This is a genomic window from Nostoc sp. (assembly GCF_036917775.1).
GTDB lineage: Bacteria > Cyanobacteriota > Cyanobacteriia > Cyanobacteriales > Nostocaceae > Nostoc.
This window is the reverse complement of sequence record NZ_JBALEQ010000123.1, coordinates 73,865-94,525: the sequence shown is the minus strand read 5'-3', so window position 1 is coordinate 94,525 and position 20,661 is coordinate 73,865. Positions and strand designations below refer to the sequence as shown.

Below are 20,661 nucleotides of genomic sequence, written 5' to 3'. Positions count from 1 at the left end.
GGGAATTAAGATTTTCTTGAGAAGCAACTCTTAGTATTTTTGTCTGTACCTATGGCAATACCTAACTGTTTAGTTCAGAATCGTAGAATTTAGCTGTTTAAAGCATCTCTCCAAAGGCTGAAAACTTTATCCAGCAAAAGATATAAATTTTATTATCTAACGGTAAAAGTAGTTAAGAATTTAGTTAATTATTGGCTGCCATGCTCTGAATTTTAACTGCCTAATCAAAATAATTGATTTTCCTAAAACTAGAGTTTGATTACTAGAGCTTTACATTTATTTATAATTATTTTTTCTATCACCCTCTCAGGGTGGATTTGTCGGCACGAATATATTAGTACCTATTTGTGCGTACAGGCAGAAAGCAATCTAGTTATAAATAGCTACATTAAAGTTAACAAATGAATTGTTGACGACAACAAGATGGCAACTCATTATTCCAGAGATTTGCCAATACTTGTAAAAGAGTAATTTGCTTTGGAATTTAGTCGGTTATAGTGTCCAGCGTGATGTCTATTTAATTATTATAGTAATTACCAGATTATCCGGCATTATGAAAAGTAAAATACTTCCTTGGATCAAGATAATCCTTGATTTTTTATTTGTTTAGATGTAGCTTCCATGAAGTCAATAAAAACTTTTATGAGCTTATGAATTCCCTCGCTACCTCCTGCAATTAAACCTCCTGTTAGTAAGGCATCTAAACAACGAAAAATAATTACTTGAATTGGATTATCGAAATCAAGAACTACAAGTGGCTCAATTGAGCGAATACCTATTGCGCTCATTAAAAGACCAAATAAAAGGGATGTCCATAGAGCAATTACTCGTGTATCAGATTTATAAGCTGTCTTTTGGCGCTCTTTTTCATTTAAATTATCCATTTGTGGCTTGAATATTTTTAATGATTCCTGTTGGTTTTGCGTAAAATTCTGGATAATTTGCTGTTCTAAACTCATTCCTTCAGGTGGTAGCCCAATGGTTTGATTTGATTCCAAAGAGGGAAATTGTTTTTGTTGGACTTCCATAAGTCTTATTTTTTCGGATATAAGAGCCTTTTCTTGTTGAATACTAATATCTAATTGTTCAACGAATGGGCCACGCCAAGTAGTTATAAAAACTTCTAAAGAACGCTCTAGTAATAAAGAGATAAATAACTGTAATGTGAGTATTTGGATAATATCATTCAACCCAAAAGGTTTTAAAATAAATGGTTTAGATAATAACCAAGTTGACAAAGTTACTATTAAAAAGCTAATAATAATTAAGACAAAAAAGAGAGGAGATTCTGGAGAAAGCTTTAGCAACGTATCTATACTCCTGTTTCGCGTCACAATATTTAACACAGCTTGGAGGTGAGAACTACACCTGCTGAGTAACTTAACAACGTTAATTTGATAGAACAGTAAATAATTTATTACCCGCCCCTTTTTTCTGAAGTGTGAGAGGCTGCACTACATTAGGAGCAGGGTAATCTGAGGGTTTGTGACATAGCCGAAAGTATTGCTATACAAGCATTATAGGAATAAACGTACTCTACATGGTGCGATCGCGCTTTTCTCTTGGAGAAATATGAAAAGCTGCATTGGGGAAAGGGGACGACACTAAAAGCAAGCATCAACTAAAAACCCCTCCAAGGTTGGAAGGGTTAAAGTAATTTTTGGTAATGGGATGATGATTAAGGGGAAACAGAAGCTTTTCCTCCTTGATGAGCTAGAAATGCAACATCAAAAGGTATGGGGTAGCTGACGTTTGGAGAATGAGTGGGTAAATTGTGAGAGTTGACAGCTATAGGTTTGCCACTATTGTGAGTAACTATTTGAGCGCCACCCATTCCAGGTAATAAAGCAATCGAAGTAACAATGAGTACAGAATCTATCAAGATGGAAAGTTTCATAAGATTCTATTTAGTTAGAGTAAAGTGTAATTAGTTTTCTTAGGTAATAGAGTCTTATTTTTTATCAGTCTTAACTTCCTGCACTCAGATCACCTGATCGGTTGATTTATTTCTCACCCATTCGGGTGAGCTAATCGAGTGCAAGAACTGAAACATTGAACCCATACTACGGTTCATTAAGACCCATCATCTGATAAGCAATAACAGCAGTATCAAAGGATTTAAGGTAATTGATATTTGTGGAATGGCTGCGTAAAGTATGAGAGTTGATTGGTGTGCAAATCTTATTATGAGTGCCTATTTGAGTCCGAGCGATTCTAGGTAAGACACTAGAACTAACAATATGTACAAAATTAAGCGAAGGAAAGAGTTTCATCGCTGATGCTGTGTTTGTTAATATATCGGGAGCAAAGTTCAGGATAAACTTGAACAGATATATATTTAACTGAGATAATCTCAAGATTTATGCAGCGCTTGTCAGTAACTTGTAGGCAGATGTTAATAAACAATATAGTGGTTCTTAGATTAGTGTGGTATGTTTTCAAAGTTACTAAGCTTGGTAAAAAAGATTTGGGTCTACCTAAGTTGGTTAAAAAACGCTACATAACATATTACTAAAGACTTTCGAGAGCTTTGAGAACCTCTGCTGCTGACTGATATCGTTGAGTAAAATCGAAATGCGCCATTCTATTTAAAATAATAACTAACTCGTTTGTAGCGTCAGTTAGTTCACGCCAATGTTGCCAAGTCTGTTGATTGCCATCAGCGCCACCTTGAATAATTATTTCACCAGTATTTACATCTCTGCGAAAATCTCTAGGATCTACCCCAGTTAAACCTTGAATTCCCATAATTCCCAACGCATAAATATCGCTGTTGAGTTTTGGCAAACCGCTCATTTGCTCAGAAGGTGCATAACCAGGCGTACCAATTGAAATAGTCTGAGCTTCTTGCTGCTGAGGATGAATTTGCTTAACAGCGCCAAAGTCAATTAAAACAATGTGTTGATCTGATTCTCGTCTAATCAAGTTACTAGGTTTGATATCTCGATGGATTACACCATAGCTGTGAACAAAAACAAGTACGTGTAAAACTTCTTTGAGCATTTCCACAACTTCAGCTTGTTTTAGTCGCTTTCCAGAGGTTACTTCTTTGTCCATAGCGTGCCCTCGAACAAATTCTTGCACTAGAGAAAATTGCCGATTTTCTTCAAAAAAAGCTAGCAGTTGAGGGATTTGTGGATGCTTACCCAAGGTTTCTAAAATTTGTGCTTCAGCGTCAAATAATCGTCTGACGACATTTAAATATTCTGCATCTTGGCGGGGGGGACGCAACTGTTTAACCACACACTGCGGATTCCCAGGACGCTGGATATCATCAGCCAAATAAGTATTACTAAATCCTCCAGAACCCAAGCCTTGAGTAATTTTGTAGCGGTTGTTTAGTAGAATTCCTAGTGAAATTTCTTGCCCAATGGAATCAGCAATTACAGTTGGTGCTTCATTTAAGGCATCGCCGCGCTGCCGTAAAAGACCTTGCAATTCCACAATTAATTGTTGGTGTTCTTGAACCCGTTGGGTAATTTCTTGTTGCTCTTGTTTCGTTTTATAAGCACTATAAGCAAGAACACTCCCGGCGGTAAATACTAACCCCAACGCTGGAGGTATTACCGGGAACCATCCAGCTTGAGTAAAAATGACAAAATTGCCTCCAAATAAGACTGCAAGGGCTGTTGCTCCTGCTAGTCCTAAGCCTAGTGGATGTTGAATCCGCGATACCAGCAACCCACCAACTACAGTCCATCCCCATATCCACAAGACTTTACCCCATTCAGGTAGAAACCAAAATAATGGCTGTTTGTTAAGAACAGCGCTGAGAATTTGACTAACGCTGTGGGCATGAATTTCAATTCCTGCCATTTTGCCGGAATTATCTGACTTACCAGTAGCAAATGGCGTGTTAAAAATATCATTTAAACTATTGGCTGTTGAACCAATTAATACGATGCGGTCTTTCACCAAATCTGGTTTAACTTGATTTTCAAGTATTTCTGTAATAGTTACTTGCTGGGCAATCTTATGACCAGAATGATAGTTAAGTAAAATTTGGTAGCCATTTGTATCTGCTTTCTGATAACCGCCAGCGTCGCTTTGTAGGGGTTTAAATACAGTATCTCGTAGTTGTAGTTCTTTTTTGGGGGTAAATTTTAGTTGGATGCCTCCAACTTCTAAGTATTTAAGTGCTAGTTGTAAGCTAAAAGAATAAGTGCTTTGACAGGAATCGGACTCTTCTGCACTTACCAATAATAGGTTGCGACGAATTGTCGCGTCAGTATCTTCTACGACATCATTAAATCCTACTCGCTCTGCTTCAATCCCCTTTGGGGCTGGTATTCCCGGATTGTTAGAACCAGAATGTTTACAGATAGGAATGATGATATCGCTCTGTTGTAGGCGTTGCAGTAGTTTTTCATGACCTGGTTGTACAGGTAAGTCACGGAAAATATCTAGACCAATGGCTCGCGGTTCATAAGCTTCAAGTTTGCCCAATAGTCGGTCTAGAAGTTCGCCAGATAGGGGCCAATTCCATTTTTGAATATCTTTTTCAGTTAAAGCAACAATCAATAGACGAGAGTCTGGGCCTGGGTCGCCACGTAATTGCATCATTTGGTCATAGACCTTCATTTCTAGAGGCTCGAAAACCCCAAGTTTTTGAATGCCTAGTAGTAAAATTGTAGCGATCGCACTTGAAAGAATAACTGGCTGTCTAAATAAAGTTTTTAAGTTTGTGAGCATTTCTCTAGATAAGTTTTATTTTAAAATATACATATTTTTTATCCTAATTTTCATCATTGAAATTATTCTATGCAATTAGGAACTTTTCTCTAAATATGCAGATCCCCGACTTCTTAAAAAAGTCAGGGATCTTTTTACTTACAAATGATTAAGTAGGGCTATATATGTTTAAGATAATGCACAATCGCTTCTGCTGTTGGCAAATTAGTTGCCAGTAAAACTTGATTAATAGTGCATAATCTAAGCAGTGCTTCTTCATTTGCTTGTCCAGGCTGAGGTTGCAGTAAATCTCTCAGGAAAATAACTGCTAAAATTTCTCCTGCTCCAACTAATGAAGCAATTGTTTGATATCCTCCAGAAATTGGTGCGGGGGTTTGCTGACTAATAGTTATTCCTGCTTTTTGATGTAAGACTTCGCCAACAGATGGCCAGGTAATTGTAAAGCTCTGTGAGAAAAATTCCTGGTGTTGAGAAACAAATTCAGCAAGTTCTGATTTCTTGCTCTCGTGAGCGATGAGTACGATGTTTCTTTCAATAATCACTTGCGGAGGCTCACTTACATTTATTTCTTCTGGAGTTTCATCCAATTGAGTCGCTTCTATTTCAGGAACCTCTTCAATAGTTTGACTAATACTCTCAGGAGCTTCACTTTCTGTTGTTTCCCAAGATTGAATATCAGCTAATTCCGAAACTTCACTTACTGGAACAACATCATCAACATTTACGCTGGCTTCTTCTGTAGTTGTATTATTAAAATCAATGTATTGATTGCTAGAGACTTCTGCAACGATATTATCAGGCTCAGTCAATGCTTCAGAAACTTCGCCTCCTGTTTCATTAACAGCAAAACTAGGTTCTACTTGGTCAATATTTGTGCTGTCTTCTGGCGTAAATAAAATATCTAAATCTACTAATTCATCATTGATATCTTGTGTACCTTGGCTCAATGTTTCTTGCGGCTGAATCTCCTCTTCTTCAGTCACTTCATTAACAAATTCGCCAAACTCTAAACTGACTTCTTCTGCGACTGGTATATCTAAATCTACTACTTGATTTTCATTATGAGTAACTTCCAGAACGGTACTTTCTTCATTAGATACTGCACCGAAAATATCACGCGGCTGTACGAAGGTGACTTCTGCTTCCAGCGCCGCCTCTAACTCTGCATCTTCTGGAGAGGTTGCTTCGGGAACTTGGTGGAAAATATCACGTGGCTGTACGAAGGTGACTTCTGCTTCTAGTGCTGCCTCTAACTCTGCATCTTCTGGGGAGGTTGCTTCTATATCACGCCTTTGCACGAAAGTAGATTCTGTCGCCAGTGCTGCTTGAAAGTCTATAACCTCATCGTCAGTGGCTTCTGGAAATGTAATTTCCTCTTCAGAAGTTTCGATGATATTTTCCGGTGCTGCGATCGCATCATCAGCTACAGTAAAAGAAACTTCCTCATCATTTTCGCTGATTTCTGGAATCTCTACTTCTTCAACATCTGCACTGACTTCTGGCGCAACTGATTGCAAATCTACAATTTCATCATGGACATCGTGTGGAACTTCGCTAACTGCTTCTGGTGACTGAATAATGTTTTCAGGGGGGATTACCTCAACAACCGGAATGACATCATCGGTTTGAGTAGCAACAACTTCGGGGGTTTCGCTGACTTCTGGAGAAGGTGTTTCTACTTCGGGAGTAATAGGCGCTGGAACTTCGCTAACTACTTCTGGGGCTGGATTAGCAACATTGGCTGCGCTGACATTTTCAGGCGATCGCGGCCGAGAAAACAGTGAAGGGTCTATAATTCTAAAGACTGTCTCTGGTTGCTCATAAGTGGGAGCAACTGCTTCCAAAATCAAAACATAATCTGCAATCCGAATAACATCTCCATCACTCAAAGAATATGGTCGATCTTTTTCGGCTTGTTTTCCATTAAATATTGAGCCATTTCTACTGCCAAGGTCAGAGAAGTAGTAATTTCCAGCTTTAACAAAAAACTTAGCATGTACCCGACTAATATCAGGACTGTCTAAGACTAAATCAGAATCAGGAGAACGACCTATTAACCATTCTCCTCTCGTTGGAGTTTCTGTGGTCAGGTCAACTTCATTGACTTCACTTAGATTTGGTGAGTAGCTAACTTTTACTTTCATATTAATTTTTGGTTAATTTTATTGATTTCTGCTACCCAGCGCTGACGGGTAGTATGTTCTAAATTTAAAATATCATCTTGTGACCAGTGGAAATGATAAGCAATAAAAGCTACCTCCTCATATAAAGTATCAGAGGGGTAGCTTACGACTCCCCCGCTAGTTCTAGCTCCACTGAAAATTGAGTATTACAGTGGGGGCATTGTGTCGGAATATGTACATCGCCTTGCTGATTGATTCGATTATAAAATTCTCGAAGATAGGCAATGTCATGTAAAAGAAGTTCTTCGAGCAAATCAGGGCTAACAGAGTTAAGACTGCCCAAGCGAGTAATGACCCGTGCTAGCATCACCAAAACACCGTAAGCTGGATTTTCCTTAACTTTGCGCTCTTGTTGCACCAAAATTTCATCTTTGGCGGTGGCTAAACGCATTACCCCATGACGATGTATCCGGTGTTCACTATCACTCAACCCTCTAGGAAGAGTGAAAGCAAATTCTGTGCAGAGAGTATCTTTCTTACGGCGCATAGGTTATTTAATTTGGGCATTGGGGAGTGCTGAGTTAAGAGTTAGGAGTTAGGAGTTAGGAGGAAATATTATTGTTTCAAGCTTAAAACTCGGAAATTGAGCCTTTTTGCTTGAACGTTGAACCTTTGAACTCGGAAGTTGCACCTTTTTGCTTGAACGTTGAACCTTTGAACTCGGAAATTGAGCCTTTTTACTTGAACGTTGAACCTTTGAACTCGGAAATTGAGCCTTTTTACTTGAACGTTGAGCCTTTGAACTCAGAAGTTGCACCTTTTTGCTTGAACGTTGAACCTTTGAACTCGGAAGTTGCACCTTTTTGCTTGAACGTTGAGCCTTTGAACTCGGAACTTTAACCTTAGCACTCAGCACTCATACCATTTCTTTGTGAGGCTGCGCCAAATTTTCTTTCTTCCTTTGCGCCCTTTGCGGTTCGTTCCTTATATAATTGGCGCATCTTTATACAGAATTGGTATCAGCACTCCTCAATGCCCCATTCCCAAATCAATTATGAAGAAGTACTTCGGGAGAATTTACTGTATCTTCTGGTATGGAAGTTTCGCCTTCCAAGCCATTGATTCGACGATAAAAATCTTGGAGGTAATTTAAATCTTGGGCAAAAAAGTTTTCTACTATTGCAGGAGTAACTTCTGATAAAGCACCCAGGTGAATAATCACTCGTGACAAGATAATAATTGTGGCATAAACGGGATTAGCTTTAACACGTGGGTCACGCAAGGGTGCAATCTCGTCTATCGCCGTTGATAACCGCATTACACCTTTGCGGTGGAGGTTGCCTTCAGAGTCTAGATACCCCTTTGGCAATGTAAATTCAAACTCTGTGGGAAACATACTTCTCCTAATTACTTCACACGTTTAAATTCCTCAAAAGCAACCTCCACTTCCTCAATTTCGATGTCATGGCTGCGGGCGTTAACATCGGCAATTTTATAACTTGCAGGCCAAGCACCAGCTAATTCAAATCTAGCTATTTCTTGATTTGCCTGATTATAAATAGACAAAGCAACAAGTCTACGTTGCTCAGACCAATTACCCTTTTCAACTTTTTCAAACCACTTCCAAAAATCCATAGAGTTGGTAGTACCTCTACGCAAAGTGAGATTACCACTCTTAGGATTGCTAGGAAGCTTAGTTCTCACCACCTGGCCTTTTGATTGCCCTTTTTTACCCCAGGTTTGAGAAGTGACTTCACAAATTTCAATTACCTCTTGGGTTCTTTTGAAGCCTTGACACTCCAAAAAGAAACAATTGGCATCGTTTTGACCTTCTAGTGTCAGTTCTAAATAGAACCGATGGGCTGTGAGAACTTCTGGAATTCGGCTTGCGGATTGTACCACTGTTAATTACTGCAAATGCTAATTATTTGATTCGTTTAATTCCTTCGTGAACCAATTCAACTGTTTCATTTGCCATATCGCCACCAGAGGCTGTTAAGGTAGGCCCAGTGTATTTACAGGGATAACAATTGACAATGTTCCAGCGTGCTTTTTCTGAGCCTTGTTGGTCATAAGCGACCACTGAACCAGTTTTACGATTCTGTGCCCACTTTCGAGGGTCTCCCATGTCTTCGTTACAGTCTTGATACCATTTATAAAGGTCTATATCATCAGTGGCGATGACTTTTACTGTAATGTTGGTAAATTTAACAACAGTTGGTGTAGCTTGACGCATTAGTTTAGCGCCTTTAGATGAACCGTGGACTTCTTGCGCTGGTGTATTCTCAACGCCTAAGCCACTAATTTCTTTGATGAATTTATCAGTAATTCCGTCAGCCTCGAAGTAAAATTTACAAGAGGTTAAAAATTCGCCTGCCATACTTTTAGACTCCTTTGTGTGTGGTTAATTTGGGAATTGGGAATGGGGAATGGGGAATGGGGAATGGGGAATGGGGAAAGACGCGATAAATCGCGTCTCTACAAGAGGAGAATTCTTGGTCTATTCGCTATCTTCAATGCCGTTCCATTGGCTGATGCGGAAAACAACAAATTCAGCCGGTCTGACTGGGCAAACACCGACTTCAATATATAAACGTCCTAAAATTCTGGTTTCTGGTGGGTTCAATTCTTCGTCACACTTGACATAAAATGCTTGTGCTGGAGATGCACCAAATAAAGCACCTTCACGCCAGATGCGTTCTAAGAAATTACTAACGGTGCGGGTGACACGTGCCCATAAATCTTGGTCGTTCGGTTCAAAAACTACCCATTGAGTCCCTAATTCTAGGGATTTTTCGATATAGCTAATTAACCGACGCACACTGATGTAACGCCACTCTGTTTTATCTGGCTCAACTAAAGTGCGTGCGCCCCAAATGCGGATACCTCGGTTGGGGAAGTTACGAATGCAATTTATTCCCAGTGGGTTTAATAGTTCTTGTTCGCGGAAGTTTGTGTCATAGCCCAAACCAATTACGCCTCTGGGAACCTCATTTGCAGGCGCTTTGTAAACTCCTCTGGTTTCGTCGGTGCGGGCCCAAACGCCCATCACATGACCGCAAGGAGGTACTAAAATTGGATTACCGCGATCGCGTGGATTGGGTACTTTAATCCAAGGATAATAAAGGGCCGCAAACATCGAACGACGGTTAAATCTATTCAACCATTCCACTACTTGCTGGGGTTTGACGGCATCCGGTGGCGCATCAAGTACAACCATGCGGTTGGGCGGGTTGGGAATATCGCCACTGGCAGAACCCTCGCACATACTAATCATCAGTTCGATGATGCCGTGAACTTGATCTAAATTCAGTACCTGCTCTTGATAAGCCCGCATCACATCAGGACAGGCTAGCATTGTGATTTCATCAACTTCAAAGATACCGCGTACCCCGGTGCGATCGTCTCGAACGCCTTCTAAATTTTGCGAAAATCTATCGGGTGGGGCGGCGACAATGGGCGGCGCTAGTTCATATTGACCATTAACAGGGCGACGAGCTAAAGGCTGTCCGCTTTGAGTGACATCTTCTACAGTCACATACATAGAATTTCTCAATGCCGCCAGCGCATAAGTCGCTGTTTGACCACTAGGCTCGCGGTTCATTGTCAAGTTCTCGTATTGCTCTAGAAGTTCATCTCCCCGACGAATTTGGATGGTGAAATATTCTCCCGTATTTGGAGGCGCTTCTCCTTCAGTACCTTCAGGTAAGGCGCGGGGTGAACCATCAATAATTACAAGATTTACTAATCCGCCTGATGCTTGCTCAGGGCGCAAAGTAAAGCGGAGGGCTGGACGATTACCTCTAGAGTTGATTCTGAGGGTAGCCGGTTCTGGAGTTGTTGGTCTGGGCGCGTTTGGTAACTGAGTCCCAATGCTTGTTACCCAGCAACGACCACCACCATTCATAAAGTAGCCGTAGACTGAAAAGGGTAAATAGGCGTTGAAGTCGGTGAAGCCGTCAGAGTTGGGACGCGCAAAGTAGTTTAAAAATTGTGTCCAAGTGGTTACTAGCATGGGCTTGTATAACTCAGCCCCACCACGAACATCTTCTGTAAAGCCTACAAATCCGGCAACTGCTGTGCTAACACCTTCAATTGGTCGGCTACCCCGGTCAATTTCTTCGATATAGACACCAGGAGCAAAGTAATCAAGTCTAGCCATGAAAGTCTCTCCAAGTCAGTAAAAATCTAATTATTCAGGAGTTAGAAATATTTCTTTGAAAGTATTACTTTGGTTATCTACCAGGGCATTGACGTTTTGGGGTAAATAGCCACGATGATTCAGAGTCAAAACATAATTACCTAAATGAAGGTCTTCAAAAAAGAACAGCCCTTCTTTAGTGGTTAATATGGACTTTTCAGTTCCCCTCACAGCTACTTCTGTCGCTACCAGCGGCAAATTTGTCACCGCACTTTTGACAATACCTGCGATCGCAACTCGCCTGGTTAATACTAGACTGTTGCTATCACGAGACAATTGATTTCGCAAATTGAAAATTCGCTCCCAAACCAAAGGCACTGGAGTAGGTTGTGGCTCGAAGGGTATTGTAATTGTCAAATATAAAGCTGAACGCAATGGCACATTGAGAGCGCTCCATAAAGAGCCAATCTCAATTGGCGGCTCTAGGGCAACTGTCATGTTCAAATTACCATAGCCCCGTAATTCAGGAACCAAAAACTCCTCTTCCAAGGTGCGATGGCGCAACAGCACAGTCAAAGCCTCACTAATAAAGTGATGCTCACCTAAAGCTGTTCTATCCCAGGCTGTTAATAGCAGCGAAACATCAAACCAAGCGGGTGCCCAATTTACAGTAGCAGGTTGTAGAGCGCGTGTTAGCTTGCGCTCTACTTGCCTGCCAGAATGTTGTACCTGCTTACTCTCACGTATATCAAAAATGTATAAATTGAGAGTCGGGCCTGCTCCCTCTTCCCTCCGATTACCAGGATGGCTAAAGTCAATTTGCTCTGTACTGGTAAGTGAGGTTCCTCCAGCTAGAATTTCGGCTAAAGTTTGAAGAACGAAGATAAGCATGAAGGTATTCTGCTGGTAGCTAATCCAGATGCCTCTACAGTATATGTATCAGCCTTCTAAAGTTAATTAGACTTTTGTCGATATTTTTAGATTGGGCATTGGGAATTGGGCATTGGGCATTGAACATAAAGAAGAGACAAGAGAGAGACTTGTTCAATAATTTCCCCTTGTCCCCCTTGTCTTCCTCGTCTCCCCCTGCCTCCTCTGCTCCCCATTTGAGTGGGCTGGAAGATATTAGATTTTCAAAAATCCGAAAAGCAGTAACTTCAGTTTGTAGATTAGTCTGGAGTAGTTCTTAATAGGAGTGGCGAGATGACCACACCACAAAAATCATGCGTTGTAATAAATAATTTGCACCACGTACATATATATACTTAAAAAAATATAAGATATATAAATATAAACTTAATAATTCTTTGTATTAGTTATCTAACAAGATAACTTAATAAAAAAATAAACATTACTGAGACTGCATAATTTTATACTGGTCAGCAGAAGAGTAAAAACATTTGGTTGCAAAAAGCGAGTGAAGCTATGACACTAGGCTTTTATGTACAAAAACTGGAAAATAGCCCGAATTATTTGAATTCCTCAGATATTCAGAGCTATTGTCAGTTAGAGTCTGAACAGTTAACTAGTCAATATCCAATTTTTTTCGCTCGGATTGTATATCATGATTACTTGCTGAAAAATCATCAGGAAGTTATAAATTATGGTCAAGACCAAGCTCCTTTTTCCCAAAAAACTTTAGCTTATTTGCGCTCTGAAGCATGGCTGACGGATTTTCCGCCTGCTTTGACTTTGCATGAATTTAAACTGAAGGATTTTTCATCCATTTCTTATATTTGCCCTTTCGCCTATAGAAATCAAAAACCTGAATACATTCAAATCATTACTCATAAACCTCTGTCAGAGAGCTTGCAATTATATGTAAAACGCTCTGCGATGCTGCTGAGTAAGTATGCAGATATTTATTTAGACTATGGAAGACAAAAAACTGAAATTCAACTTCTGGAAGATATCTTGCATCGAATAGGCCATCAATTGCGTAACTCTCTAGGACTTATAGGATTGTATGCACATAACTTAAGCTTAGGTTTAGAGGATAGTCCTTGGCAAGAGCAAGCAACAATCATCGGCGAAAGTATACAAGATTTAGATACTAATTTAAATGAGCTTATTGATTGTGGACAAAGTGCAAAACTGAGGGTAAAACTTCAAGATTTAAAAAGTTTAGTTGTTGAAAGCATCAAAAATTTACAACCTCTAATTAATCAGAAACAACTTAAAATATTGATTCCAGATACATCGACAATACTGAAGATAGACAGATTACAAATGAAACAAGTATTTGATAATATCCTCAGTAATGCCGTCCATTTCAGTCCTAACTCAGGAACTATTACCTGTAGCTGGCAAGTTTTTCAAGATGAAGTTTTAATTAAAATTTCAGATCAAGGGCCAGGATTATCGCAAGAGGATTTACAAAAAGTATTTACCCCATTTTATTCCCGGCGCAGAGGAGGTACAGGACTAGGCTTAACTATTGCTAAGAAAATTATTTTGGATCATCAAGGAAGTATCTGGGCACAAGGCTTATCAGAAAGTGGAGCGCAATTTTCTGTAATTTTGCCTCGACCAAGGAGCGGGAATTAATTCGTAATTCGTAATTCGTAATTCGTAATTCGTAATTCGTAATTAAAAAGATGGGTAATGATAGTAAGAAACTTTCGGTTTTGCTGGTAGATGATGAAGAACGCTTCCGCCAAGGATTACGTACTCTCCTGAATTTTTATAGTATTAATTCTGCATTACCTGTAGAAGTTATAGGTGATGCAGATTCTGTGGAGCAGGTTTTAAAGTTTACAGCCCAGAAGTGTCCAGATTTAATTTTGCTAGATATGCAATTGAAAGGATGTGATGGGATTACAGTTCTGGCACGTCTTAAGGAAACTACTTACACTGGCAAAGTTTTAGTGTTGTCGGCTCATCAAGAAGACGACTGGATTTTTAGAGCAATGCAGGCGGGAGCCGCCGGTTATGTGTTTAAAAATCGTGTGGCAACACAATTGTGTGAGGCTATTGACACTGTTACAAGATCGGAAATTTATCTACCTTCAGAAGTTGCTAGTCGATTTTTCCGGTTTTTTCAAGCTTATTCAGACTCTTGCCTGAAAGCGTGTCATGAGGTGCATTTAACCGAAAGAGAGCAAGAAGTTTTATACTGGTTAACTCAAGGTGCTTCTAATGAAGAAATCGCTAAACATTTATATGTAACAGTTGCTACTGTTAAGGCGCATCTCACCAGTATTTTTGAAAAATTGAAGGTTACTAGTCGGACTCAAGCTATTGTAGCTGCCCTCAAGTTAGGATTAGTTCACGCTTGAGCGCGACGAAAGTAATCGGCGCAATTCACGAAACTTTTTGCTTATGCCTTCATTTGAATCTTTTTATCAAGAATACCCCTGCTCGTATAATTCTCCCTTAAGTTGCGATCGCCCTTTCCAAACCGCGCAGCAAATCAAGGGGGCTAAGTTTTGCTTGGAATGTGGTTTTCCAGCAACTTTACCACAGGAGGCTGAGATTAAAGGAAGTCAGGGAACTTATCAAATAGCTAGTTTTATTGGTGTACGGGGTTTAGGCCGCTTATACTCAGGTGTTCAACTCAAGGACAAACAACCTGTCATTATCAAAGAATACCTACTACCCAATCGTTGTTTTAATGAAAGCGAGACTCTGAAACGCAAAGAGACTTTCAAACGGGTGGGTGGGGTAAGTTTAGCCGATAGTCGAATTCAAAATTTTCGTCTTGTAGAAACTAAAGAAGCGATCGCAGATGAAAAAGGAGAACGCTGCTATCTAATCACTCAAGGAATCGAATCATCCCAAACTTTAGGGAAATATCTCATAGAAAAGGGAGCGATGACATCTATTGATGTGCGGGAAGTATTAAATCAAGGTTTACAAACTCTCCAGTTTCTCCACACCCAAAAGCTGCGTTTTCCCTCAAATCAAGTACAACTGGGTATAACTCACGGCAATATAAGTTTAGATAGTACTTTAATTAAACTAGAAAATAATCAAAAATTCTCTATATACTTTTGTGATTTAGCGACCTGGGAAAACTTATTTATTCCACCTATTATTCCTCAACCCGCGCCCGCCAGACCTGAGCAAGATTTAGAATCATTAGGATTGCTAGCCTTTTATCTATGGGCAGGACGAACAACTAATTTTTTATCCAACCAGCCTCTAGACCCTAGAGATAATCAACAATGGCCGGATACCGATAGCCATTTAAAGCAGTTTATTTATCGCCTCATTGGTCTAGAAACTCCTTTCGAGAATGCAGAAACGGCTCGTCAGGCACTGCTGCAACTTCCTAAAGAAGATCGTGGTAAAAGTTCAGTGCCATCCCCAGGTTCTCAAGTAATAGAAAAGCGTTTACCAATGCCTTTAATTCTGATAGGAATTATGGCTTTATTACTACTAGGCGGAGGAATTTTGTATTGGCTTTTGGGCAGGAAAACAGATAGTCCTAATCAATATATATTATGGTCTAGACTTGTGCGAAATTTCTCCGAAGTCCCCAATGTTCCTGCCGGGCAATTTACTTACACAGGAGAAAAGGACAGTACGTGGAGCTATGTTTTAACGCAATCAGTAGAAAATAGTCGTTTAGGAGAGTTATTGACCAGACCAAAGCCAGATGCGACAGCAACATTTAACTATGAGCCTGTTTTGTCAGCAAATGTAAAGAATCCGATTAAAGGTATCGAAGAAGTTGAAACAAACAAAAAAGATTTTGCAATTACTAGTTTAGTAGAGAACATCACAGATAAACTTTCTAAAAAACAAGTTGCTTATGATGGATTAATTGTTTTTGTAGCATTTAATAAGAGAGACTCAAATCTTGCTAATGCTCTTGGAGGGCAAATAAGTCTTGAGCAATTGCGTCAAATTTACACAGGTAAAATTACCAATTGGCAACAAATTAGCCCTAAACTTCCAAATCTATCTGTGAAACCTTTTGCCCCAACAGAACCGGAAGCAATTAGTAAATTTCAAGAAATAGTTCTCAAAAACGTTCCTCAAGACGAAGCTTTATTTGCAGCAAATGTTACTAAGCTGGATACAACAAAAACCCAAAATCAGATACGTAGCGAGACTTTAGAGGGGCGAAATACTGGTATCATAAGTTTTGGTATTATCGGTAAAACTTCGAGTCAGTGTACTGGGTATCCCCTAGCGATCGCAGATGGCAAAAAATCAGCGATTCAACCTCTGTTTCAACGGCGCGATCGCCGCTCAATTAATCCCTCAGATGACTTGTGTCAACATGATGATTATTATGTTGATGTCACAACATTCCAAAGCTACCCCTTGGGATACCCTCTTTTTGTAGTGTACCCTAAAGACACCAGTCGCCTGCCTGGTGGTTCTACATTTGCTCAGATGCTAACCACTCGTCAGGGTCAGTGTTTACTTAGTAAAGTAGGTCTCGTAGCTTTACAACCTATGCCTGATGATATAAATTCCTATGCCTGCAAATCGGTGCCCCAATCCTAGTTGCGAATATTTTAACCGCGCCCTGCCTAACAATGCTAAGGTTTGTCCCTGGTGTTCCACTCCTGTGGGTAATGTAGTTTCCCCGACACCACAACAACCCCCTAGTCAACCACCGCCTATTCAGCAACAACCTAGTCAACCACCACCTGTTCAGTATCAACGGCCGCCTACAGAGCAACCTAACTACCAAGCTCCCCAACAACCTCCCGTTGATTATTCAACAGTCTATCAGCCACGAGTTTCTTATCAACCAACACCGCCTGCTTATGTTCCTCCGCCTCAAAGAGCGCCAGCTTTAAAGCTAATTCATACTACTGGCAGAGAATTTCACCTCGTTGGGGAAGGAGGTTATATTGGTCGCCGCAGTCAAAGTCCAGGAATAGCGCCGCCAGAAATTGATTTGACCGGCATTCCCAGTGAGGGAATAGTCTCTCGTCGTCATGCGCGAGTCGATTGGGACTGGTCGCAAAACGCATACATGATTGTTGATATGAGTACAAATGGTATTTATTTAAACAACAATCCTCTCACTCCTGGTATGCAATATCGCCTGCTTAATGGTGATTCATTGCGATTCGGTCAGGATAATCTAGTTAATTTCACGATATATATTGTGTAGTAAAACTGCTCGCTAATGCACTAGCTTGTAAAAAGCTGTCAAATTTTATGGGGTAGTTGATCGATCAACTACCCTTCGATTTTGGCAAGAGTCACCATAAATTAACCTGAGTTTGATACTGCAATTGGTTAATGCACGCCACAAGAATTTGGAAGATGGGGCGATCGCACTACGCATTCTAAACCATTAACAAAGTTGCTAATTCTGGATATTGACGGAAAAACCCATCAATGCTGGCTAATTTCGCTTGATATTCAATGGCTGTGGCGATAATAATTCTGTCAAAAGGATCTCGATGAATGGGTGATAAATTAACAGCACTTGACGCGATCGCTGGAGTCAACGGGAAAAGAGAGATTCCCGAAGGTGATAAGGCTTCCTGAAACCATTGATTCACCGGACTTGGTAATAATAAACGTCATCTTTGTTGGGCTAAAGCCACTTCATAACAGGATACTGGCGAAATCCCCACCTGATTGGCTGTTTCTATTATTTCTAACCATGAAGTTGGAAATTGATCTAATTCTCGATTAATATACCAAATCCAGATATGAGTATCTAGGATAATTATTTCAGACATTCCCAATCTTGGTCATTAACAAGTGGATTTACCAAGTCTCCTAATGTTTTTCCCTTACCTGCAATCAAGGGTGAAGGTTGACGGCGTTTTTGGGGGTGGGGTGGGATCTCTTCTAGAATTGAGATCATAATTCGAGCGGACTTAAGAGGGGGTTTTTCGGTTAACCACGTTATTTGACCATTTTCATAAAGGGCTTCGTATTGCATAGGTTGAGTGATTGATCAATCTTTGCAATATTATAACGGTGATTTGTTAGGTCGTTCCTCAACCCAAGCGACAAGAACGCGATGGCATAGCCCAAGCAGGCATCGAACTTCTAATACAATTCACCTCAAGTCTAAATTTTCGGGAAACCTATCTTATAGTATTAGGCGATCACACTCAACTCAACCGATAAGATTGGCGATGCCTGCGGCGGGCTGCGCCTACGCATTAAAATGTTAAGTAAATCAGAAAAAGTTAACGATGGCAGCTAAAGATAAATTTCATGCTGTGGTTAGAATTGCTTTAGAAAAGGAGCAGTGGAAGATAACCGATGATCCTCTGCGACTGGAAGTTGGCGGAACTAAGTTTGAAATAGATTTAGGTGCAGAGCAACTGTTAGCAGCAGAGCGAGGTGAACAAAAAATTGCAGTTGAGATTAAAACGTTCCTGAGTGATTCACCACTAACAGATTATCATGCTGCGTTAGGACAGTTTTTGAATTATCGGCTTGCGTTAGAAATCAGCGATCCAACTCGCATTCTCTATTTGGCAGTGCCAATAGGTGTTTATGAAGCTTTTTTCAAACGGGAATTTGCCCAAATATCTGTAGAGAGATATGAGATTAAACAAATTATTTATGACCCAATTCAAGAGGTAATTGTACAATGGATACCCTAGAGTCTTATCGCCATATCATTCAGTCATTGTTGACGGCTTATGCTGCTATCCCAATAGCCAATGGTCAGATTGATTGTTACACTGTTTTTGATACAAAACAAGACCATTATATGGTTATGAATGTGGGATGGGATGGTCATCGGCGAGTCTATGGTTGTGTTTTACATTTGGATATTAAACAGGGAAAAATTTCGATTGAGCAGAATATGACGGAAATGAGAGTGGCTCAAGAACTTGTAGAACTAGGGGTTCCAAAAGATGATATTGTTCTTGGATTTCAATCTCCTGAAATGCGTGAATATACGGGCTATGGAGTTTTTTAACAAGAACATCGCGATCGCACTACCGCACCCTACAAGATCAGGCGATCACACTTAATTTATCTCTTTCGCTACAGCCCAGATGCCACCAAATTAAATACCTGCTCTAAATTCGATGAATCGATTTGTTTAAGTGGCATCTCCACATCATCCCGATGTCCCTCTAAATAGGTTTGAAAGTAATCTTCCCGCTCGTTTAGCCATTTATCTGTCAATGGGTATGCACTCATGATGGATTTATAGTGAGTTACGATCTTGTTTGCTATTGTTATTCTGTCTTCTTGTGAGGTTGGGTTTGTAGGATTGTAGTCTAACAGCCTCCACACTCCATAACAAACCTGATTTGATACGATATCCTCGTCCCATGACTCCTTCCATTTGTCTGTTCTCAAGGCTTTCTCTACCTCTTGCATAATTCCGGAGTGTTTAGCTTCCCCATGGCCTCCACCAGTTCCACGTTCTGCTGTACCCGGTACCTTGTTCCTGATTGACAAGATATTATCGATAACTATTCCAATATCCAGCGCCGTTATATCATCGCTTTTCAGTAGGTCAATATTGCTCATTAGTGGCAATTTGAGATATTCTGCACTTTTTAGCTTCATACCCGGAAGTTCGGAAATTTCTTCCAATACTTTGACAAGTTCTGCTGCTGCTTCTCCCACTGTTCGGTCTGTTACCCTGTTACTAATCATATCTTCAAATACGACATATGCTGTCAGGTGTTGACCTTGAGGTCCCCTGATGTTGGAGGTAGGGCGACTAGAAAACTTTGAAACACCGCTGATCGTTCCTGTTCCGTCCTTACGAATATTTAGCTTCGCTCGTTGAATCACGCGATCGCCCTCCGATGGCGATGGGGTTTCGATGGCGGGCTGCTGCGGAGATAAAGGCGATCGCTGTACAGCCCCCCCATTCTGCTGCACAACATGAGTCAACTCATGCGCCAACAACTCCTGTCCGCCCCGACTCCCAGGGTTGTATTCCCCCGAACGAAAGAACACATCCTGTCCGGTTGTGAAAGCACGCGCCTGAATTGACCGATTCAACTGGTCAGATTGACCATCCGTGTGAACCTTCACCCCACTGAAATCAGCGCCAAACACCTGTTCCATTGGTTTGCGGATGTTGTCTGCGATCGCCACTCCACCCCCCCGTGCTTGGTTAATGGACACTTCCAGGTCAGGCGCAGCAGCCATCCCAGCCTCAGCCTGACGCTGCACCATCGGTTTCATCTGCAATTCTTCCTCTTCCTCTGGCAATGCTTCTCGTTGCAATGTGCTACTATCCAGAGATTTCATCTGCAATTCTTCCTCTTCCTCTGGCAAAGCTTCTCGTTGCAGTGTGCGATTGTCCAGAGATTTCATCTGTAATTCTTCCTCTTCCTCTGGCATTTCTTCTCGTTGCACCAAAGGCGTGATGGAATTTGCCAGAGGTTTCATCTGCAATTCTTCTTCTTCCTGTGGCAATGCTTCTCGTTGGATAGGCTGGTTATTTACAGGTTGCCCCATTCTTTGCATTACCTGCTGTGCTACGTTATCAGCTTCCTGTTCGTAAATGTCTCCAGGCTGGCTAATTGAGAGTTTTGCTTGGCTACGCAGTGGTATGCGACTGATATCGTGAGTAACTGGTTGATGGAGTGGTTGTATTTTAGGAACTGCTTGGCGTGAAATTGCCGACGACTCCAAACCAAAGCCGGGTGTAGGGTGTTTCAGGGATGGAATTGAGAAGTCTGTAGTAGTTTTCTTCTGCCGGCTGACGTGTTCTCTCATTTTCTTCTCCTGTTTCCCAAGCAGTAGTTAGATGAATAATACGCTGTTACTGACATTGATATTACAGCGATC

General features: G+C 40.7%; 22 protein-coding genes. 7 read left to right on the top strand and 15 right to left on the bottom strand.

Annotation, left to right across the window (positions count from 1 at the left end; genetic code table 11):
• Positions 1–578: 578 nt before the first annotated feature.
• The 6 genes from V7K69_RS25975 to V7K69_RS25950 all read right to left on the bottom strand — a co-directional run bounded on the left by V7K69_RS25975 (position 579) and on the right by V7K69_RS25950 (position 7,362).
• Positions 579–1,307: a hypothetical protein gene (locus tag V7K69_RS25975; RefSeq protein WP_335039737.1), complete on the bottom strand. Its 729-nt coding sequence runs from the start codon at positions 1,305–1,307 to the stop codon at positions 579–581.
• A gap of 371 nt (positions 1,308–1,678) precedes the next feature.
• Positions 1,679–1,897 (bottom strand): hypothetical protein, encoded by a 219-nt coding sequence (locus tag V7K69_RS25970; protein WP_335039735.1) that lies wholly within the window; start codon positions 1,895–1,897, stop codon positions 1,679–1,681.
• A gap of 614 nt (positions 1,898–2,511) precedes the next feature.
• Positions 2,512–4,692 carry a CHASE2 domain-containing serine/threonine-protein kinase gene (locus V7K69_RS25965; protein WP_335039733.1) on the bottom strand — a complete coding sequence of 727 codons (2,181 nt, stop codon included), beginning with the start codon at positions 4,690–4,692 and terminating at the stop codon, positions 2,512–2,514.
• A gap of 158 nt (positions 4,693–4,850) precedes the next feature.
• Positions 4,851–6,836 (bottom strand): FHA domain-containing protein, encoded by a 1,986-nt coding sequence (locus V7K69_RS25960; protein ID WP_335039731.1) that lies wholly within the window; start codon positions 6,834–6,836, stop codon positions 4,851–4,853.
• Entirely contained in the window at positions 6,833–7,015 is a 183-nt protein-coding gene (locus tag V7K69_RS25955; protein WP_083782463.1) for a DUF6760 family protein, read from the bottom strand. The genes V7K69_RS25960 and V7K69_RS25955 overlap by 4 nt, the downstream gene beginning before the upstream one ends.
• Positions 6,979–7,362, bottom strand: a complete 384-nt coding sequence (locus V7K69_RS25950) for a phage tail assembly protein (protein WP_335039729.1) — start codon at positions 7,360–7,362, stop codon at positions 6,979–6,981. Before V7K69_RS25950 ends, V7K69_RS25955 begins: the two co-directional genes overlap by 37 nt.
• A gap of 110 nt (positions 7,363–7,472) precedes the next feature.
• Between V7K69_RS25950 and V7K69_RS25945 the strand changes: the two genes are divergently transcribed.
• Positions 7,473–7,715 (top strand): hypothetical protein, encoded by a 243-nt coding sequence (locus V7K69_RS25945; RefSeq protein ID WP_335039727.1) that lies wholly within the window; start codon positions 7,473–7,475, stop codon positions 7,713–7,715.
• Between the two features lie 148 nt (positions 7,716–7,863).
• Here V7K69_RS25945 and V7K69_RS25940 read toward each other — a convergent pair whose 3' ends face one another.
• From V7K69_RS25940 to V7K69_RS25920, 5 genes are all read right to left on the bottom strand, one after another.
• On the bottom strand, positions 7,864–8,211 hold the full coding sequence (locus V7K69_RS25940; protein ID WP_335039724.1) for a hypothetical protein: 348 nt from the start codon (positions 8,209–8,211) through the stop codon (positions 7,864–7,866).
• An 11-nt stretch (positions 8,212–8,222) separates the two neighbouring features.
• Positions 8,223–8,717 carry a phage tail protein gene (locus V7K69_RS25935; RefSeq protein WP_190935336.1) on the bottom strand — a complete coding sequence of 165 codons (495 nt, stop codon included), beginning with the start codon at positions 8,715–8,717 and terminating at the stop codon, positions 8,223–8,225.
• Between the two features lie 22 nt (positions 8,718–8,739).
• A complete protein-coding gene (locus tag V7K69_RS25930) occupies positions 8,740–9,195 on the bottom strand; it encodes a phage tail protein (protein ID WP_094331970.1) in 456 nt (151 codons plus the stop codon).
• Positions 9,196–9,315: 120 nt separating this feature from the next.
• The gene (locus tag V7K69_RS25925) at positions 9,316–10,977 is read right to left on the bottom strand and encodes a phage tail sheath family protein (protein ID WP_335039721.1); all 1,662 of its coding nucleotides are present in this window, start codon (positions 10,975–10,977) and stop codon (positions 9,316–9,318) included.
• A gap of 30 nt (positions 10,978–11,007) precedes the next feature.
• Entirely contained in the window at positions 11,008–11,847 is an 840-nt protein-coding gene (locus tag V7K69_RS25920) for a Pvc16 family protein (protein ID WP_335039719.1), read from the bottom strand.
• A gap of 534 nt (positions 11,848–12,381) precedes the next feature.
• Here V7K69_RS25920 and V7K69_RS25915 point away from each other — a divergent pair.
• The 4 genes from V7K69_RS25915 to V7K69_RS25900 are packed head-to-tail and all read left to right on the top strand — an operon-like array spanning position 12,382 to position 17,035.
• Positions 12,382–13,503: a sensor histidine kinase gene (locus V7K69_RS25915; RefSeq protein WP_335039716.1), complete on the top strand. Its 1,122-nt coding sequence runs from the start codon at positions 12,382–12,384 to the stop codon at positions 13,501–13,503.
• A gap of 50 nt (positions 13,504–13,553) precedes the next feature.
• Complete coding sequence (locus V7K69_RS25910) at positions 13,554–14,234, top strand: response regulator transcription factor (protein WP_335039714.1); 681 nt, start codon at positions 13,554–13,556, stop codon at positions 14,232–14,234.
• A gap of 43 nt (positions 14,235–14,277) precedes the next feature.
• Positions 14,278–16,416, top strand: a complete 2,139-nt coding sequence (locus tag V7K69_RS25905; RefSeq protein ID WP_335039712.1) for a substrate-binding domain-containing protein — start codon at positions 14,278–14,280, stop codon at positions 16,414–16,416.
• On the top strand, positions 16,388–17,035 hold the full coding sequence (locus V7K69_RS25900; RefSeq protein ID WP_335039710.1) for an FHA domain-containing protein: 648 nt from the start codon (positions 16,388–16,390) through the stop codon (positions 17,033–17,035). The genes V7K69_RS25905 and V7K69_RS25900 overlap by 29 nt, the downstream gene beginning before the upstream one ends.
• Before the next feature lie 178 nt (positions 17,036–17,213).
• On the opposite strand, the gene V7K69_RS25895 is transcribed toward V7K69_RS25900, so the two are convergent.
• The 3 genes from V7K69_RS25895 to V7K69_RS25885 are packed head-to-tail and all read right to left on the bottom strand — an operon-like array spanning position 17,214 to position 17,743.
• Positions 17,214–17,432, bottom strand: a complete 219-nt coding sequence (locus V7K69_RS25895; RefSeq protein WP_335039708.1) for a PIN domain-containing protein — start codon at positions 17,430–17,432, stop codon at positions 17,214–17,216.
• A gap of 21 nt (positions 17,433–17,453) precedes the next feature.
• A complete protein-coding gene (locus V7K69_RS25890; RefSeq protein WP_335039706.1) occupies positions 17,454–17,615 on the bottom strand; it encodes a hypothetical protein in 162 nt (53 codons plus the stop codon).
• Positions 17,603–17,743 (bottom strand): hypothetical protein, encoded by a 141-nt coding sequence (locus V7K69_RS25885; protein ID WP_335039704.1) that lies wholly within the window; start codon positions 17,741–17,743, stop codon positions 17,603–17,605. Before V7K69_RS25885 ends, V7K69_RS25890 begins: the two co-directional genes overlap by 13 nt.
• 337 nt (positions 17,744–18,080) lie before the next feature.
• Between V7K69_RS25885 and V7K69_RS25880 the strand changes: the two genes are divergently transcribed.
• Together V7K69_RS25880 and V7K69_RS25875 are read left to right on the top strand one after the other, a co-directional pair.
• Positions 18,081–18,497 carry a XisH family protein gene (locus tag V7K69_RS25880; protein WP_335039702.1) on the top strand — a complete coding sequence of 139 codons (417 nt, stop codon included), beginning with the start codon at positions 18,081–18,083 and terminating at the stop codon, positions 18,495–18,497.
• Positions 18,485–18,820: a XisI protein gene (locus tag V7K69_RS25875; RefSeq protein ID WP_323231979.1), complete on the top strand. Its 336-nt coding sequence runs from the start codon at positions 18,485–18,487 to the stop codon at positions 18,818–18,820. Before V7K69_RS25880 ends, V7K69_RS25875 begins: the two co-directional genes overlap by 13 nt.
• Before the next feature lie 68 nt (positions 18,821–18,888).
• On the opposite strand, the gene V7K69_RS25870 is transcribed toward V7K69_RS25875, so the two are convergent.
• Positions 18,889–20,589: an eCIS core domain-containing protein gene (locus tag V7K69_RS25870; protein ID WP_335039697.1), complete on the bottom strand. Its 1,701-nt coding sequence runs from the start codon at positions 20,587–20,589 to the stop codon at positions 18,889–18,891.
• Between the last annotated feature and the right edge of the window lie 72 nt (positions 20,590–20,661).